Below are 17,469 nucleotides of genomic sequence, written 5' to 3' on the forward strand. Positions count from 1 at the left end.
CCGTGGTCACCAGCCGCCGACCCAGCCGTCGAAGATCGCGTCCGGTTCGTCGGCGGGGCGCTGCGAGCGTCCCACCAGGAAGTCGAAGTCACACCCTTGGTCGGCCTGCAGCACCCGCTCGACGTACAGGGCGGCGTAGCCGCGCACCGGAGGCTTGGACGGTCGGGCCTCCAGTTCCGCTCGCCGCGAGGACATCTCGGCGTCGGTGAGCAATACGTCGAGCTTTCCCGCATGCGCGTCGAGTGCGATGACGTCACCGTCGCGCACCAGGCCTAGCGGACCACCGGCCGCGGACTCCGGGCTGACGTGCAGAACGCAGGTCCCGTAGGCCGTCCCACTCATCCGGGCGTCGGAGATGCGCACCATGTCCTTCACGCCCTGCTTGAGCAGCTTGCTGGGAATCGGAAGCTGTCCCCACTCCGGCATGCCCGGGGCGCCGCGCGGACCGGCGGACCGCAGCACCAGAACGGAATCCGCCGTCACCTCGAGGTCGGGATCGTCGAAGCGCTGCATCAGATCCTTGATGTCCTCGAAGACGACCGCGGGCCCCTGATGGACCAGCAGTTCCGGGCTGGCCGCGCTGCACTTGATCACCGCGCCGTTCGGGGCGAGGTTGCCGCGCACCACCGCGAGGCCCTGCGACGGCTGGAACGGCGCGCTCAGCGGGGCGATGACGGACGTGTCGGTGGCCGCCGTGGTGGGCAGGTTGTCCGCGACCGTCTTTCCCGTGACGGTGATGGCATCGGTGTGCAGCAGCGCCTCGACGGACTTCATCACCGCCGGGATGCCACCCGCGTGGAACACCTGCTCGACGAGATGCTCGCCCGCCGGACGCACGTTGACGACCAACGGTGTGCGCGCCGACAGTTCGTGAAACCGATCCAACGACAACGGAACTCCCACGCGGCCGGCGATGGCCAGCAGGTGCACGATCGCGTTGGTCGACCCGCCGACCGCCAGCATCAACGTGATCGCATTGTCGAAGGCCTCGCGGGTCAGCACCTGTGATGGCCGCAGCTGCTCGGTGGCCAGTCCGACCGCCCGCGCGCCGCACTCCTCGGCGACCTGGAGGCGACGCGAGTCCATCGCGGGTATCGCCGCCGTGCCCGGCAGCGTCATGCCGAGGCCTTCGACCAGGGTGGCCATCGTGGAGGCGGTCCCCATCTCGGGGCAGTGCCCACGGGACGGTCCGGCTGCGGCCTCCAGCCGTTCGTAGTCGGCCATGGACATCCGGCCGGCCCTGACGTCGTCGATGTACTCCCACAGATCGGTTCCGACGCCGAGCTGTTTTCCGTTGAAGACGGCCGGTGAGGCCGGTCCACCGGTCAACACGATCGCGGGCACGTCGGCGCTGGCGGCGCCCATGAGCTGAGCGGGCACCGTCTTGTCGCAGCCGCCCAGCAGCACGACGGCGTCGAAGGGATACGCGCGGATGGACTCCTCGACGTCCATCGCCATGAGATTGCGAAACAACATGGTGGTCGGCTTCATCAGTTGCTCACCGAGCGAGATGGTGGGGAACTCCAGCGGAAACCCGCCTGCGGCCAACACTCCGCGGCGCACCGAGTCGGCCAGGCCGCGAAAGTGCATGTTGCAGTTGACGACTTCCGACCACGAATTGCAGATCCCGACGATCGGCCTGCCTTCGAATGCCATGCGGGAGAAGCCGGAGGCGCGCATCGCCGAGCGGTGCACGAAGCCGGGCACACTGCTGCCCGCGAACCACTTGGCGCTCCTCAAACCGCCCGGCTGCGGTGTCATCGGACGCGCGCGGCGTACGCGGTGACCTTGCGCAGCGCCGGCTGGCGAGCCGCCTTGTAACCCAGCCAGCGACCAGGCCTGGTGGACATCATCGCGCCGACCAACTGCTGCTGCCAGGGCGGCTTCCGCCCAGCTGCGGTCGCCTGGGGTACCGAGATGCCCGCGGCGTCGTCGAGCGCGGCCTTCGCGGCGTTGTGCCCGTTGGCTCCCATCACGCCGCCGCCGGGATGGGTGCCGGATCCGCAGAGGTAGTAATTGCGCACCGGCGTGCGGTAATTCGCCAACTCCGGGATGGGGCGTGCCCCGAAGAGCTGGTCCAGCATCATGCTGCCGTGGAAGATGTTGCCGTCGGTGATCAGGTACTCGTTGTGCAGATCGTCCGGCGTGATGATGACCCGGTCGAGGATGTGGTCGCGCAGGTTGGGGGCGTAGGTGAACAAGTCCTCGAGAACGAGGTCGGCCCACTTCTCCTTCTCCGCCGCCCACGTGGTGCCGGTGAGCTCCGACGGAAGCTGCTGAATCCCCAGCGTCATGGTGTGCAGCCCTGCCGGCGCCAGCGAGTCGTCGGTGACCGACTGCGTGACGGCCTCGATGACGAAGGTGCTCGGAAAGGTGCCGCGCCGTTGCGCCTCGAACGCCTCCTCGAAGGCCTCCCGGCTGGGTCCCAGCAGCTGATGCCCGTGGTGTTGCGGCCCAACTGACGCGTCGGGGAACGGAAGGTATTGCGGCAGTTCGTCGATCAGGAGGTGAATCCTCGCCATCGAGCCGCGGGTGTCGATGTTCTCGACGTCGTGGACGAGCCTGGCTGGCAGCACCCCGGGTTCGATCAGCTGGAGCAGGGAGCGCTTGGGGTCGGCGTTGGAGAAGACCTGCGCGGCGGTGACGACGGAGCCGTCGCCGAGACGGACGCCGGTCGCGACGCCGCGCTCCACGACCACCTTGTCGACGGGAGTCGACGTGCGGATCGTCGCGCCGTAGTGCCGGGCCCCTGCGGCCAACGCCTCGGTGATCGCGCCCATGCCGCCGCGGGCCAGGCCGAATTGCCCGAAGTTGCCGTTGAACTCGCCCCACGAGTGATGGCCGTATGTGTAGGCCGTTCCTGGCGACGACGGGCCGCCGAAGATCGACACCATCCCGAAGAACGTGAGCATGCTCTTGAGCCGCTCGTCCTCGAAGTACCGGTCGAGCAGGTCGCGCACGGACAGCAGCGTGAATTCGTCGAACAGCGTTTGTTCACCCGCCGCCTCGAACGCGGCGAGGACCTCGGAGCGCTGCGGGGGAGCGGTGAGCAGGTACGGGGTGACGAGACCGGCGAAGCGCTGCAGGCGGACACCGAAGTCGAGGAAGGCCTGAGCATCGTTCTTGTTGAGCTTCTCGATCTCGCGAAGCGTGCGGTCGGTTTCCTTCCACATCGTGAACGAGGTGCCGTCGCGGAACAGGCTGAACGACAGGGCATCACCTTGGTAGAGGTCCAGCCCGAACCGCTTCAGCTCGAGTTCTTCGATGATCTCCGGTCGCAGAAGCCCGGCGATGAAGGCGCACGACGACCACTTGGTGCCGGGGATCAACTCCTCCGTCACGCAGGCGCCGCCGACGACCGCGCGGGCCTCGAGGACCAGCACGCGTTTACCCGCGCGGGCCAGATAGTTCGCGGTGACCAGGCCGTTGTGGCCGGCACCGATCACGATGGCGTCGTAGTCGGGCATGTCAGATCTCCTGCGGTAGTGGCGAATTGCGGGTGAAGAGCGTCGAGACGCTTTCTGGTTCGACCAGTTCGTCGAATCGCTCGACGACGGCCTTGAGCTCGGGCGCCCCGTCGCGCACACGCTCCCATTCCGGCCACGACGTGACGGTCATGATCTCGATGACGTCGACGCCCGCAGCGCCGTCCCGGTCGACGAGGAAGACCTCGAAGCCCTGCACGACGTCGAAGGCCAGGCACGTCGGCCGGTCGAGTTCGACGGAGAACCTCTCGAACTCCGCGGCGGTGACGCCGGGACGGAGGCGGAACATGTTCACCGCGCTGATGGTCATGTCAGGCGCTTTCGCGGTTGATCATCACGTGCTTGATCTCGGTGTACTCCTCGAGCGCGTACACCGACATGTCCTTGCCGTTGCCGGACTGCTTGAAGCCACCGTGGGGCATCTCCGGCGTGACGGGGAGATGGTCGTTGACCCATACCGTGCCGAACTGCAGGTCGCTCGATGCGGTCATCGCGCGGGAGATGTCGTTGGTGAACACCGATGCGGCGAGCCCGTATTCGGTGTCGTTGGCCCAGGCGATGACGTCGTCGTTGTCACCGAACCGCGTCACGGAGGTGACCGGTCCGAACACCTCGGTGCCGACGATCTCGTCGCCCTGCCTCGCCCCGACGACCACCGTGGGCGCGGTGTAGAAACCGGTGCCGGGGTTGTCGCCTTGGATCAGCTCGGTGTGCCCCGTTGCCTTCGCGCGGGCGACGAAGCCCTCCACGCGATCCCGATGCGCGGCCGTGATGACCGGCCCCATCGTCGTGTTCTCGTCGGCGATGTCGCCGAGATTGAGCTCCTTGACGGCCTTTTCGAGACCCGACACCAGATCGTCGTGCACGGCGTCGTGGACGTAGAGCCGGGACGCGGCCATGCAGTCCTGGCCGGAATTGCAGAAGGCGCCCTCCATGATCTTGCCGACGGCCAGCGACACGTCGGCGTCGGAGTACACCAGGACCGGCGCCTTCCCGCCGAGCTCGAGGTGCAGCCGCTTGAGGTTGGAGTCGGCCGACGCCCGCATCAGCGCGCGCCCGGTGTCGACCGAGCCGGTCAGCGATGACATCCGCACCCTGGGATGGGAGACGAGTCGGGCACCGACGTCCTCGCCGTCGCCGGTGACGACGTTGAACACGCCGGCGGGGAACAGGTCCTGCGCGAGTTCGGCGAGCCGCAGCACGGAGAAGGGGGTGTGCTCGGAAGGCTTGAGCACCAGCGTGTTTCCCGTCAGCAGGGCCGGTGCGATCTTCCAGATCGCCATCAACAGCGGGTAGTTCCACGGTGCGACCGAGCCGACGACGCCGAGCGGGTCGCGCCGGATGATGCTGGTCTTGCCCCTAACGAACTCTCCCGCCGCACGTCCCTCCATGGTGCGGGCGCCGCCTGCGAAGAACCGGAGATGGTCGGGGATCAGCTCCATCTCCTCGAGCGCGAGGCCGATGGGCTTGCCGACGTTCCGGGATTCGATCTCGGCGAGGGTGCGCTGATCGTCCTCGATCCGGTCGGCGAGCTTGAGGAAGGCGCGGGCCCGCTCGCCCACCGGTGTCCTGGCCCAGTCCGGGAAGGCGGCGTCGGCGGCGGCCACCGCGCGGTCGACGTCCGCGGCTGTGCCGTGGGCGATTTCGGCGAAGGTCTCTCCGGTGGCCGGGGCGGGGACCTGGTCGACGGCACCGTCGGACGCGTCGGTCCAGCTGCCGTCGATGAACATCTTTCGGTGGAAGGTCATGGTGACTCCTTGGTGGTGTTTGAGGGGCTATTTCAATGAACGGTGTTGCCGGCGTTGGCGGCCGTGGTCAGAAGCGCGCGCACGGCGTCCTTCGAAATTGGTTGTTGCGCAATGGACATGTGCACCATGAGGCCTTCGATCACGACGTCGATCAGGCGTGCGGTGGCGCGGTCGAAGTGTTGAGCCAGGGCGTCTTCTGCGCGCTCCATCCATTCCTGGGTGATGCGTTTGTTGTCGGCCCTGCGCACCGCGTCGCCGTATAGCTCGTACGTAACGGCCAGCTCGTTCGGATGCGCGGCGAGGTCGTCGGTGATCGCCAAGACGATGCATTCGATCAGATCTCCCTCCTGGTCGCACGACGCCAGGCGAGCCTCGAAGCGGCTGGCCAACTTGTCGACGTGCGTCTGGAACGCGAGTTGGACGATGTCGTCGAGCGTCGCGAAGTGATAGGTGATCGAACCGAGGGGGACGTCGGCGACTTCGCCGATCGCGCGGTGGGTAATGCCGGCGACACCGTCGCGGGCAAGAACCTCGAGCGCGGATTCCACGATGCGCTCCTTTCTGTCGGGATCGTGACGACGTGCGCGTCGCGGAGCGGCTGGCATCGCTCACCTTCCGTTAGGAACGTTTGTACGTATCGATGCGTACAAACGTACCTAACGGTCCGTACACGTGCTGGGTTTCTGCGAGGCTGGCCTACACCGCTTCGGGCGCCGGCTCGGCCAGCTCTCGTTCGTTGAGGGCGTGGCCGACGAGCGCGTACTTCGCTGGGGCGGCGAAGCGCAGGTAGACGCCGTACGCCATGCCGGCCAGCAGCGCGATGAACACCAGCGAGAGCATCAGCACCGCCGTCGCGCCGTGCACGCCCAACAGCACGTCCAGGCTGTTCAGCGTCAGCACGAAGAAGGCGCCGAGGCCGATGATCGCGAGGATCGGCGCGACCACGGTGTTCCACGTGCGCTTGTCGACGTCCGACCGTCGGAAGAAGACGAAGATCGCGATCCCGGCGACGAGTTGCGACAGGATCACGCCGATGGTCCCGATGCCCGTCGCCCACGTGAACAACGTCGCGAAGGGATCCTGGTCGAAGAGGGCGAACAGCGCGATGACGACACCGACCATCAGGCTCTGCACGACCGAGGCCACCCACGGTGTCTGTCTGCTCGGCAGCGTCCAGCCGAGCGGTTTCCACACCAGGGTCTGGCGGCCGAGCGAGAACAGGTACCGCGACACGTTGTTGTGGAAGGTGACGATGGCCGCGAACGTCGCTGTGACGATCAGGATTTGGAAGATCAGCGAGATGTTGTGCCCGATGATCGTGTCGCTTGCGACGAAGATGAAGTTGCCGCCGGTTTCATTGGCGATCCCGACGACCTTGTCCAAGCCGAGCGCGTTCATGATGAGCCAGCCCGACACCGCGTACAGCACGCCCATGAAGGCGATCGACAGATACGTCGCCCGGGGGATAGTCCGGGCAGGGTCCCGCGCTTCCTCGCCGTAGATCGCCGATCCCTCGAAGCCGATGAACGAGGCGTGCGCGAACATCAGCGCCACGCCGAGCGCGCCACCCAGTACGACACTGGGACTGAACGGCTCCAGCGAGAACTGCGACACCGGGACGGCGTCGCCGAACAGGCTGAAGACGCTGAGCACCGTGATCATCGTGACTTCCAGCGTCATGAACACGCCGAGCACCTTCGCCCCGGAGTGCACGCCCTGGACGCCGAGGCCCAGACACAGCAGGAGGCCGACGAATGCGTAGGCCCACCACGGGATGTCGACGCCCAGCATCGGGTTGAGCAGTTCGGAGGCGTAGTAGCCGAACCCGCCGTAGAGGCCGGCCTGAATCGCGTTGTAGGCGAAGATCGCGAGAGAGGCCGACCCGAGGCCGGTGATCCGGCCGAGTCCGAGCGTCACGTATGCATAGAAGGCACCGGCGTTGGTGACGTGGCGGCTCATCGCGACGTACCCGACCGCGAAGATCATCAGCACGACGGCGGCGATGACGAACGCGCCGGGCATGCCGATTCCGTTGCCCGCTCCGATGATGATCGGATACAGCGCCACCACGACCGTCAGCGGCGATGCCGCGGCAATGATGTAGAAGAAGATGCTCGGCACGCCGAGGCTGTTCTGCTTGAGCCCGTGGTTTCGCCGCCCGCCGGGCGGTGCGCCGGCGGGTGCGGGTGGCGGCACCGAGATGGGCCGCCGCGGTGGCTGCAGGGACTGAGTGACGTTCTCCATAGTCGTTCATCTCTCGTGAAATGGGCGTTAACGATGCGTTCTGGGCCAACCTTTCGTTCTCCTGCTCGGCAAGAGGGTGCGAACTGGGGCTGGGGTGAGCGGCTGTTTCACCCCCTCATCTCGAGTGCCGGATCCGTTGAGCAGGTCAGTTGGTGAGGGCCCGTGCGGCGAACCGTGGCCGCGGTGACACCGTCACATCCGGGGAACTGCTCAGTGCCAGTTCGTTGAGGATGGCCGCGTGGCGCACCTTGTGCCGGATGAGTTCTTCGTGGAACTCGGGCCGAACCCAGCCGTTGTACATGACCGCCTCGGACTCGCCGGGCTCGATCTTGAAGTAGACGGGGCCGGCGACGCGGGCGATGTCGCCCGCCTCCCACAACCGGTTCATCCCGCCGAAGGACTCGAAGGTCTCGGCCCAGACGTCGAGGGGAAGATCGACCGACCGTCGGATGGCGGCGAGCATCGGGCGGCTCAGGTCGCCGACCGGATTCACGCTGTCGGCGCCCAGATCCTGCAGGATCTTGATCGACGCAGGATTGGCATGGCCCGCGTAGACCGAGATCTTGAACTTGACGTCGGCGGGGATCTGCCCGGCGTCGCGGGCCTTGTTCAAGATGTCGAGGACACCCTCGTCCCACACGAGCGCGCCCCGGATGCCCGTCGAGAAGATCCGCAGGTAGTCGTCGAGCAGGTACCGGACGTTGTCGAGGCCGCGCACCCGTCGGCCACCCGCCTGCCCCTCGGTGCTCAGGGCCTGCCGTCCGAGGTCCCATCCGGTCCGTGGACCTGGAACGGCGATCAGCTCGATGCCGTTCTCCGCGGCGAGAACGGCCACGTCGCCGAGTTCGCCGGTGCTCAGCAGGGTCGTGCCGCCGCCGAACGCGATGATGCGATGGATGAAGACGCCCTGCTTGTCCGACTCGTCCAGCAACGCCTCGAGCGTCGAAAGCCGCTCCACGCCAGAGATTTCCAACCGGTACTTGCCGCCATCGTCGAACGCCTTGGTGGACGGGGCGAGGCTGTAGTCGTCGCTGGGCAAGAGCCCCTGCGACGCCAGGATGCTGGCCCCGTCGACCTTCGATGAACGGGCGTCGGCTGCGGTGGACATCGCGTCTCCTTCGTTGGAACGGTTCCGACCCGGGACCGTTGTCGCGTATTTCATTCACTGATATTCAACTTCGCTGAATGAAAACTAAGACAGCGTCGACCGTCTGTCAACCGGTAGACGTGGCTGGACGGAGCCATCACTGGGTACTGGTAACCTTCACTGGGTGAAAACCGAGGCACGACCCGACAAGGGTTCGAATCTGATCGGTGTCGAGCGCACCGCCCGAATCCTCAACGCCGTCGCCGAAGCCGAATCCGGGAATCTCACCGAAATAGCAAGGCGCACAGCGCTCAACGAGGCGACGGTATTGCGGTACCTGAACAGTCTCGTCTCGCTGGGGTACATCGAGCGGTTCAACGCGACCCAGTACCGCCTCGGCTGGGAGATCTTCCGGCTCGGTCAACGCGCCTTCTCCGGACAGGTCCCGTCCGAGGCGATCCTGCCCACCATGGAGCGCCTGATGCTCGAGTTCAACGAGACGGTGAACTTCGCCGCGCACAAGGAACGCACGGTGGTCATCGTCGAAGTCGTCGAGGGCCGTCGTGCGGTGAAGAAGGTCAGCGACGTCGGGCAGTCGGATCCGTGGCACGCCTCGGCGCTGGGGAAGGCGCTCTTGGCGTCCATGCCCGACAGCGTCTGGCGCGACATCGTGGCCTCGGCGGGGCTTCCGGAGTTGACCCCGCACACGATCACGACGATGAAGAAGATGGCCGCCGAGATCAAGGAGATCCGGGAAAGGGGCTTCGCCGTCGACCGTGAGGAGGCCGCCGAGGAGCTCACCTGCGTGGCCGCCGCGATCCCCACCGCCGATGGGAGTCCGTCCCGCTACGCGCTGAGCATCAGCTTCCTCACTCACCGGCTGACGCCAGAGAACCTCGAACACGCTGGGGCGCAGATCATTGCGGCCGCTGCGGAGATCGGCCGCAAGGTCCCGTGACAACGCCTCCGTGCCGTGGCTGAGCGTCTCGCCGGCAAGTCCGTCGTGGTCACCGGCGCGACGTCGGGCATCGGCACGGCCACCGCCATCCGACTGCACGCCGAGGGCGCCTGCGTTCTGGCGACCGGCCGAGACGCCGGCCGTGGGCGCGGGCTAGCCGAATCGTTGGGGGAGCGGGTCCGGTTCCTGGCGGCCGACATCACCGATGCAGACGCTCCCGACGCCGTGATCGGCGCGTGCGTGACGGCGTTCGGCGCCGTCGATGCCCTGGTCAACAACGCGGCACTCGATCACACCGATGACTTGACTACGACGCCGATGGCACGCATTCGAGAAGTGTTCGAGGTCAACGCGTTCGGCACCATCGCGATGATCCAGGCGGCCGCGAGGGCGATGCCCGAAGCCGGCGGTTCGCTCGTCAACGTCACGTCGCGCCTGGCGCTCGTCGGTGTGCCGACCATGGCGGTCTACGCGGCGTCCAAGGGAGCCGTGCACTCGCTCACCCGGTCGGCGGCCGTCGAACTCGCACCCCGACAGATCCGGGTGAACGACGTCGCCCCCGGGATGACGAGAACGCCACTCTACGAGGCCTGGCTGGCCGGCACGCCGGACGCCGGTCAGACCGAGCGCGACGTCGTGTCCCGGATTCCCTTGGGCCGATTGGCAATACCCGACGACGTGGCGGCCGCGGTCGCCTATCTGGTGTCGGACGACTCACGCTACGTCACGGGCACCACCATCACGGTCGACGGCGGCTACACCGCCCAGTGATCTGCGCCTACTGTGCGGCCTTGAGGTGCGCCGCCGAGGCCAGCTTGAGATGCACCAGGTCGGAGGCGACCGTCGCGAAGGTGTATCCCTCGCCGAGTCTGCGCGCCGCGGTTGCACCGTCCGGGGTGTGGATGCCCGCGGCGATCCCTGCCGCCTCCGCGACCTCCCGGACTCGGGTCAGCGCAGCTTCGAAGACGTCGTCGACGGCGGGATCCTGGGAGTGCGCGCCGCCCACCGCGATGCGCAGGTCGGACGGCCCGACGTAGACGCCGTCGAGTCCGGGGACCGCAGCGATCTCCTCGACGTTGGCCAGCCCCTGCGGCGTCTCGATCATGGCCAGCACCACGGTGTCCCGGTCGGCGTGCGCGGGTAGCGGCCCGATCCGCAGCTGCGCCCGCATGGGTCCGTACGACCGGATGCCGTTCGGTGGGTACGTCGCCGCGGCGACCGCCTCGGCGGCCTCGGCGGCGGTGTTGATCAGCGGCACGATCACCCCGGCGGCGCCCGCGTCCAGTGCCCGTCCGATGGGCGTCGCATTGTTGGCCTCCACGCGCACCAGCCCGACCGGACCACCGGCGGAGTCGATGGCGGTGAGGCCTGCGACCATGCCGGAGTAGCCGATGATGCCGTGCTGCAGGTCCAGTGCGATGTAATCCCAGCCGACGTGGGCCAGCCATTCGGTGGCGACCGGGCAGTCCATCACCGACCAGTAGCCCAGGATGCGTTCGCGCCTGCGCAGGCGGGCGGCGAATTCGGTCGCGCTCATGACGTCGCGCTCATCACAAAGTGTCCTATCGGTTGTAGTTCGGCATCGGACCGCGCAGGGCGGCGCCGACGTCATCGCATGCTTGCACCAAATCCTCGTCGAGGGCACCCTTGCCGATGGCCGCGATGTTGGCCTGCAGGTGCTCGACCTTCGAGCCGCCCAGCAGGATGGGGCCCGCCGCGGGCTTGGCGACCAGCCACCGCAGCGCGAGCTCGGTGAGCGGAAGTCCCGCCTTCTCGGCGATCAGCGTCAGCTGCTGGATGGCCTCGAAAATGGCGGTGTTCCAGTACCTTTCCTTGTACATCTTCGCCAACCGCGAGGTGCCGAACCGGCCGTCGGCGGGCGACTCGTCGAACGAGTGCCGTCCGGTCAGCAATCCGCCTCCGAGCGGGTTGTAGACCATCGTGATCAGCCCCGTGACGGCCGCGAACTCGACGTACTCCTCCTCGATCCGGCGAGCGAGCAGGTTGTAGAGCTGCTGGGCGACGATCGGCCGTGGGGCGCCGACCTCGTCGGCGAGATGGTTGATCTCACCGATCTGCCAGGCCGCGTAGTTGGACACCCCCAATGCGCCGATCTTGCCCTCGGCCACCAGATCGGCCACCGTGGACAGGGTCTCGGCGAGCGGTGTCGCGCGGTCGGGCTGGTGCAGATAGAACAGGTCGACGTGGTCGGTGCCCAGGCGGGCCAGGCTGCCCTCGACGCTGGCACGCAACCCGGCGGCCGACAGCGGCGCGTGCTCGCCGGCGTCGGGGTGCGGCATTCCGGCCTTGGTGGCCAAGGTGATCCGGTCGCGCCTGCCGCGCAGCAGGTCTGCCAGCATCCGCTCGGAGGCTCCGCCTGCGTAACCGTTGGCGGTGTCGATGTGCGTGATTCCCGCCGCGAGCGCGGTGTCGACCATGGTGGCGGCCACGTCGGCGTCGACGGTGTCGCCGAACGTCATGGTGCCCAGAACCAGTGAGGTCAAGTCCAGCTCGGCCACTACGCAACTCCTCGGGAATCGGTAGCCAGGACGCCGGGCGTGGCGCCGAGCCGCGATACGACGTTGCGCGGCTTGATGCCGACCATGGTGGTGGGGTCGAGCGCGGCCGCCCGCAGCGCTTGTGTGTAGGGCTCTGCGGGTTTCGCGAGCACGTCCGCGGTGGTGCCGCGTTCGACGATCCGCCCGTCGCACATCACGATGATGGTGTCGCTGATCTCGCGCACCACACCGAGGTTGTGGGAGATGAACACGTAGGTCAAACCGGTGTCGCGCTTGATCTCGCGAAGCAAGTCGAGCACCTGCGCCTGGACGGAGACGTCCAGCGCGCTGGTCGCCTCGTCGCACACCAGCAGCTCCGGCCCGCTGGCCAAGGCGCGGGCGATGCCGATGCGCTGGCGCTGGCCGCCGGAGAACTCGGCGGGGCGGCGGTGCAGCGCGCTCTTCGGCAGGCCGACCCTGTCGATCAGGGCGGCGGCCTTGGCCTCACGGTCGCCGCGCTTGCGCACCCCTTGCAGCCGCAGTGGTTCGCCGACGATGTCGACAGCGCTCAGGTGGGGATCCAACGACCCGTAGGGGTCCTGGAAGACCATCTGGATCCGGGACCGGAAGGGGCGCAACGACTTCTCCGACATGCCCGCGATGTCGACGCCGTCGATCTTGATGGTCCCCGAGGTTGGGGTGAGCAGCCGGACGATCGACTTGGCCAGCGTCGACTTCCCGCAGCCGGATTCGCCGACCACCGCCAGCGTCGAACCCTTCTCGACGGTGAAGCTGATGGCGTCGAGCGCGCGGAACACACCGCGGCCGGCCGGGTACTCGACGACGAGGTCGTCTACCGCGAGCAACGGTGCGGTCATGCCGGGACTCCCATCGTGGTGTGACCGTCGAGCCGCGGCACGGCGTCGAGCAGTCGCTTGGTGTACGCGCTCTGCGGGGTGCGCAGCAGCTCTTCGGCGTTGCCGCTCTCGACGAAGCGACCGGACTTCATCACGAAGATGCGGTCCGACATCAGCCGCGCGACGCCGAGGTCGTGGGTGATCAGCAGGATCCCCACGCCGGTGCGTTCCTGAAGTTCCAGCAGCAGGTCGAGGATGCTGGCCTGCACGGTGACGTCGAGCGCGCTGGTCGGCTCGTCGGCGATGATCAGCTCGGGCCCGGCCGCCAACACGGCGGCGATCAGGACGCGCTGCAGCATGCCGCCGGACAGCTGGTGCGGATACTTCGACAGCTGCTCGGTGGGACGCGGAATCTTCACCTGCTCAAGCAGTTCCACGGCGCGGGCGTTCTGCTTGGTGCGGCCGGTGACACCGCTGTGCCGGATGGCGTCGCGCAGCTGCGACCCGACGGTGTGTACGGGGCTCAGGGCGGTCATCGGGTCCTGCGGGATCAGCGCGACGTGCTTGCCGCGCACCTTCTGCAGCGCCTTGGGCTTGCCGAGGATGTCGATGTCCTGGAATCGCGCCGCACCCGACAGCACCGCCAGGTCGTCGGGTAGCAGGCCGAGGATGCCCATGGCGGTGGTCGACTTGCCTGAGCCGGATTCGCCGATGATGGTGACGGTTTCGCCGGCATTGATGCCGAACGAGACCCCGTCCACGGCGCGGACGACGCCGCCCGCGGTGATCAGTTCGATCTGCAGTTCGTCGACGCGCAACAGGGTGCCCATCTCAGATCTCCTTCTTCCGCAGCGAGAATCGGCTCAGCAGACCGGCTTTCGATCGGCCGGTGCGGTCGCGCAGACCGTCGCCGAGCAGGTTGACCCCGACGACCAGCATGGCGATCACCAAACCCGGCAGCGTGACCAGCCACCACGAGGTGGTGACGTAGTCCTGGCCGTCGGAGATGATCCGACCCCAGGTGGCGAAGGGTCGTTGCGGCCCGGCACCCAGGTAGCTCAACGCGCTCTCCAGCAGCACCGCTTGCGCCAACAGCAGCAGGACGACCAGTGAGACCTGCTTGATGATGTTGGGCACGATGTGGCGCAACAGGATTCCGGTGCGGCCAAGACCCAGCACGTGAGCCGCGGCGACGTAGGGCTTCTCCCGTTCCACCAGGGTGAGGGATCGGGTGAGCCTGGCGATCTCGGGCCACTGGGCGATCGCGATGACGAACGTGATCACCGGAATCGACGGCCCGAACAACGCGACCACCAGAAGCAGCATCATCAGCAGCGGCAGCGACAGCTGCGCCTCGAGCAGGCGGCTGACGATGGTGTCGGCCCAGCCGCCGCGATAGCCGGCGATGGCGCCGAGGGTGAGGCCGATGATGCCGGACACCACGACGGCGAGCACACCGATGGCCAGCGAGACCTGGCCACCGAACAGCACGCGGGCCAACAGATCCCGCCCCAACTGGTCGGTGCCGAACAAGTGCCCGTCGGTCAGTGGGGGCAGCCGGCGCTGACCGAGGTGAGTGGCGTCCGGCGACGGCAGCGGCAACACCCGGGCCAGCGCGACCGGCGCGATCACGGCGAGCGCCAGCACGCTGCCGACCCAGATCTTGACCCTGCTGTCGCGGACGCGGCGCGTGGCGCCGGCACGCGCGATGTCGCGGGGTGTGACCGCGGACGGGCGAGGCTGTTCCGGGGCGTCGATCACGGTGGTCACTTGGCTGTTCCCTTCCCAAGCCGAACCCGCGGGTCCAGCAGCGGATAACAGAGGTCGACGAGCAGCTGCACCAGCACTGCCAGCACCGCGGTCACCAGCACCGTCGCCTGGATCAGCGGATAGTCGCGGGTTTCGAGCGCCCGCACCACCAGCGACCCGACGCCCGGCCAGGCGAACACCACCTCGACCACCACGACGCCGTTGAGCATCGAGGCGAAGCGGGTGCCCAGTGCGGTCAGCACGGGAATCGCGGAGTTGCGCATCGAGTAACGCCAGATCAGTTCGCGCTCGGAGACGCCGCGGGAGCGCCCGACCGTGATGTACGGGGAGCTGAACGCGCCGACCATCTCCCGGCGCACCATCCGCGAGATGAGCGCGATCTGCAGGACCGCGATGGTGACGGTCGGCAGCACCAGACTCGACCAGGTGGTGAACCCGGCGGGCGGGAAGACGGGGATGAGCACCGCGAACAGCGTGATCAGCATCAGGCCGGTCCAGAAGTCGGGCATCGACTGGCCCGCGATGGTGACCGCGTTGGCGGCGAGCTCCCTGCGGGTGTCGGCCCGGCGTGCCATCCACACGCCCAGCGGCACGGCCACGGCGGTGGTGAGCAGGATCGCCGCCACTGACAACGTGATCGTGTATGGCAGCCGGTCCAGCACGACACCGAATGCCGGCGCCTGGAACGAGTAGGACGTGCCGAGATCGAGATGCAGCAGACCCTGCAGGTAGCGCAGGTACTGGATGAACACCGACTGGTCGAGTCCCATGTCGGTGCGGATGCGGGCCAGGTCCTCAGTGGTGGCGAGGGGCCCGGCCATGGAATATGCGGGATCGCCCGGCGCCAGTCGGATCAGCACGAAGACGGTGGTCAGCGTCAGGAAGACCGTGAGCAGGCTCTGGCCGAGTCGCTTGGCGATGTAGCGCGGCATGGCCGCGGTGACCAGCCGGGAGAGGCCGCCGCTCGGTGCGGGACCGGGTGGCGACTGGGGGAGCGGTGTCGTCGCGGCGAGCTGCTGAGTCATCGTCGACCTTTCGGTAACGCTGCGCTCGAGTGGGCTGGCGCGGCGCGTCTTGTTACTCAGCTCACAATGGCACTTTTGCGTGTTGTGCGCAAGATGCAATCCGATATTGCGTGTTGTGAGCACTTGGGCGTACAGTCCGGTGTGTCAGCGATCACAGACGGTGCCGACTCCGGACCATCGTTCGGTCGCCTCGTAACCACTGCCCGGGAGGTCGAAGATGACCAAACCTGTTCTGCTCCAGCCCTTGTCGCGCAGAACGCTGCTGCGGTCCAGCCTGCTGTTGGGCGCCGGGCTGGCAGTGGGGTCGGCAGCGGTCGGCTGCGCGACGCCAACGGGTCGCCCCGGTCCCACCACCGTGAGCCTCGCGCTGAACCGGTCCCTGGTGACGCTCGACAACAAGCTGCTGCAGTACGACGCCGCCGTGACCGTGCAGCGTGCCGTCCGTCAGGCGCTGACCGCGATCGATCAGAATCTGCGGGTCCAACTGGTCCTCGCCGACCAGTTCCGACTCATCTCGCCCACGCAGTGGTTCGTGCACCTGCGCCCGGGAATCCGCTACTCCGACGGCTCGCCGGTGCGCGTCGAGGACGTGGCCACCGCACTCAAGATGTACAGCCAGGTCGACGGTTCCTTCGTGGCCGGCTTCTTCCCCGAGTGGCCCACCGTCGAGAAGATCGACGAGACCAGCTTCCGGCTGAACACCGTGCGGCCGATCCCGGTGCTCGACTATCTGATGTCCAACATCCTCGTCACGCCGGCGGCGGCGAACGTGCCAGAGGACCTGCAGTCCGGTGTGGGCACCGGGCCGTACGTGGTCACCCAGGCCGACCGCGGTTCGGGCACCTACACCCTGAATCGCAACGAGAACTATTGGGGCGCCGCACCACACGTCGAATCGGTGCGGGTGCGCTTCATGCCCGACGAGTCGAGCCGCGTGGTGGCGCTGCGCAGCGGCGAGATCGACGTGATCGACTCCATCACCCCCGACTCGACCGACCAGATCGCCGGCCTGTCCGGCGTCGCGGTGGACCGTGCCGACGGGGTACGGCTCAACCAGCTGTTCTACAACTTCCGCAAGCCGCCGAACAGCCCCATGGCCGACGCGCGGGTGCGGCGTGCGCTGACCTACGCGATCGACGGCAAGTCACTGATCGACAACGTGATGCAGGGCTCGGCCACCGCCTCCCGCGGCGTGATCCCGCTCAGTCTCGACGGCGCCATCGAGACCGGTGAGTACACCTACGACCCGGACCGCGCGAAGTCGGAACTCAATGCATTGGGCCTTCGTGACCTCAAGCTCAAGATCATCTGGGAGAGTGGCGAATTCGCCGCCGACACCGACATCATGGAATCGGTCCTGCAGATGTTGTCCGACGTCGGCGTCCGGGCCACGCTGCAGCAGTTCGAACCGGGCGGCGACATCGCGCAGTGGCGCCAGGGCAAGGCCGGCGACTGGGACGTGCTCGGCAATGGCTTCCCCAGCCCGACTGGGTTGGCGCTGACGATCATGCAGGGCATGTATGCCGGCACCGCGGAGAAGGAAGCGACCCGCGACACCTACCACGGCTATCTCTTCCCCGAGATCACCGCGGTGATCACCCAGGCATCCGAGGAAGCCGATCCGGCCCGGCGCGCCACACTACTCGCCGACGCGCAACGCCGGATCTGGCAGACCTGTCCCATGATGTGGTCGTTCGTGCCCAAGGCCGTTCTGGGCCGGCGCACCCGCATCGAGGGAATCACCTTGCGCCCGACCAACTCCTACGATCTCGACGCCGTTTCCCTGAAGGGCTGACC

General features: G+C 67.4%; 16 protein-coding genes. 3 read left to right on the forward strand and 13 right to left on the reverse strand.

The features are described from left to right. Positions 1-6 precede the first annotated feature (6 nt). The 7 genes from N536_RS0101895 to N536_RS0101925 form a co-directional block, all read right to left on the reverse strand. Positions 7-1,761, reverse strand: a complete 1,755-nt coding sequence (locus tag N536_RS0101895; protein WP_029112061.1) for a dihydroxy-acid dehydratase — start codon at positions 1,759-1,761, stop codon at positions 7-9. After that, positions 1,758-3,467: an NAD(P)/FAD-dependent oxidoreductase gene (locus N536_RS0101900; RefSeq protein ID WP_029112062.1), complete on the reverse strand. Its 1,710-nt coding sequence runs from the start codon at positions 3,465-3,467 to the stop codon at positions 1,758-1,760. The genes N536_RS0101895 and N536_RS0101900 overlap by 4 nt, the downstream gene beginning before the upstream one ends. 1 nt (position 3,468) lies before the next feature. Next, positions 3,469-3,795, reverse strand: a complete 327-nt coding sequence (locus tag N536_RS0101905) for a hypothetical protein (protein ID WP_029112063.1) — start codon at positions 3,793-3,795, stop codon at positions 3,469-3,471. A 1-nt stretch (position 3,796) separates the two neighbouring features. Continuing rightward, positions 3,797-5,233 (reverse strand): aminobutyraldehyde dehydrogenase, encoded by a 1,437-nt coding sequence (locus N536_RS0101910; RefSeq protein ID WP_029112064.1) that lies wholly within the window; start codon positions 5,231-5,233, stop codon positions 3,797-3,799. Between the two features lie 32 nt (positions 5,234-5,265). Then, complete coding sequence (locus N536_RS0101915; RefSeq protein WP_197040044.1) at positions 5,266-5,781, reverse strand: TetR/AcrR family transcriptional regulator; 516 nt, start codon at positions 5,779-5,781, stop codon at positions 5,266-5,268. A 148-nt stretch (positions 5,782-5,929) separates the two neighbouring features. Next, the gene (locus tag N536_RS37120; protein ID WP_051574154.1) at positions 5,930-7,477 is read right to left on the reverse strand and encodes an APC family permease; all 1,548 of its coding nucleotides are present in this window, start codon (positions 7,475-7,477) and stop codon (positions 5,930-5,932) included. A gap of 145 nt (positions 7,478-7,622) precedes the next feature. Then, on the reverse strand, positions 7,623-8,585 hold the full coding sequence (locus tag N536_RS0101925) for a hypothetical protein (RefSeq protein WP_155948374.1): 963 nt from the start codon (positions 8,583-8,585) through the stop codon (positions 7,623-7,625). 163 nt (positions 8,586-8,748) lie between these two features. Here N536_RS0101925 and N536_RS37125 point away from each other — a divergent pair, with 163 nt between their 5' ends. Both N536_RS37125 and N536_RS0101935 read left to right on the forward strand, forming a co-directional pair. Next, on the forward strand, positions 8,749-9,522 hold the full coding sequence (locus tag N536_RS37125; RefSeq protein ID WP_051574156.1) for an IclR family transcriptional regulator: 774 nt from the start codon (positions 8,749-8,751) through the stop codon (positions 9,520-9,522). A gap of 15 nt (positions 9,523-9,537) precedes the next feature. Further along, positions 9,538-10,293 carry an SDR family NAD(P)-dependent oxidoreductase gene (locus N536_RS0101935; RefSeq protein WP_029112067.1) on the forward strand — a complete coding sequence of 252 codons (756 nt, stop codon included), beginning with the start codon at positions 9,538-9,540 and terminating at the stop codon, positions 10,291-10,293. Positions 10,294-10,300: 7 nt separating this feature from the next. Here N536_RS0101935 and N536_RS0101940 read toward each other — a convergent pair whose 3' ends face one another. Genes N536_RS0101940 through N536_RS0101965 form a run of 6 tightly spaced genes read right to left on the reverse strand, consistent with a single transcriptional unit; the run spans position 10,301 to position 15,579 of the window. Then, positions 10,301-11,059, reverse strand: a complete 759-nt coding sequence (locus N536_RS0101940) for an HpcH/HpaI aldolase/citrate lyase family protein (protein ID WP_029112068.1) — start codon at positions 11,057-11,059, stop codon at positions 10,301-10,303. Positions 11,060-11,084: 25 nt separating this feature from the next. Further along, on the reverse strand, positions 11,085-12,041 hold the full coding sequence (locus N536_RS0101945; protein ID WP_029112069.1) for an aldo/keto reductase: 957 nt from the start codon (positions 12,039-12,041) through the stop codon (positions 11,085-11,087). Then, the gene (locus tag N536_RS37130; protein WP_051574157.1) at positions 12,041-12,898 is read right to left on the reverse strand and encodes an ABC transporter ATP-binding protein; all 858 of its coding nucleotides are present in this window, start codon (positions 12,896-12,898) and stop codon (positions 12,041-12,043) included. Before N536_RS37130 ends, N536_RS0101945 begins: the two co-directional genes overlap by 1 nt. Beyond that, positions 12,895-13,707, reverse strand: coding sequence for an ABC transporter ATP-binding protein (locus tag N536_RS37135; protein WP_051574158.1), 813 nt, complete (start codon positions 13,705-13,707; stop codon positions 12,895-12,897). Before N536_RS37135 ends, N536_RS37130 begins: the two co-directional genes overlap by 4 nt. Position 13,708: 1 nt before the next feature. After that, positions 13,709-14,647, reverse strand: a complete 939-nt coding sequence (locus N536_RS0101960; RefSeq protein ID WP_029112070.1) for an ABC transporter permease — start codon at positions 14,645-14,647, stop codon at positions 13,709-13,711. Further along, the gene (locus N536_RS0101965; RefSeq protein ID WP_029112071.1) at positions 14,644-15,579 is read right to left on the reverse strand and encodes an ABC transporter permease; all 936 of its coding nucleotides are present in this window, start codon (positions 15,577-15,579) and stop codon (positions 14,644-14,646) included. The genes N536_RS0101960 and N536_RS0101965 overlap by 4 nt, the downstream gene beginning before the upstream one ends. Before the next feature lie 310 nt (positions 15,580-15,889). Here N536_RS0101965 and N536_RS0101970 point away from each other — a divergent pair, with 310 nt between their 5' ends. After that, complete coding sequence (locus tag N536_RS0101970; RefSeq protein WP_029112072.1) at positions 15,890-17,467, forward strand: ABC transporter substrate-binding protein; 1,578 nt, start codon at positions 15,890-15,892, stop codon at positions 17,465-17,467. Positions 17,468-17,469: the final 2 nt, after the last annotated feature.

The sequence above is a fragment of the Mycobacterium sp. URHB0044 genome (assembly GCF_000620625.1).
GTDB lineage: Bacteria > Actinomycetota > Actinomycetes > Mycobacteriales > Mycobacteriaceae > Mycobacterium.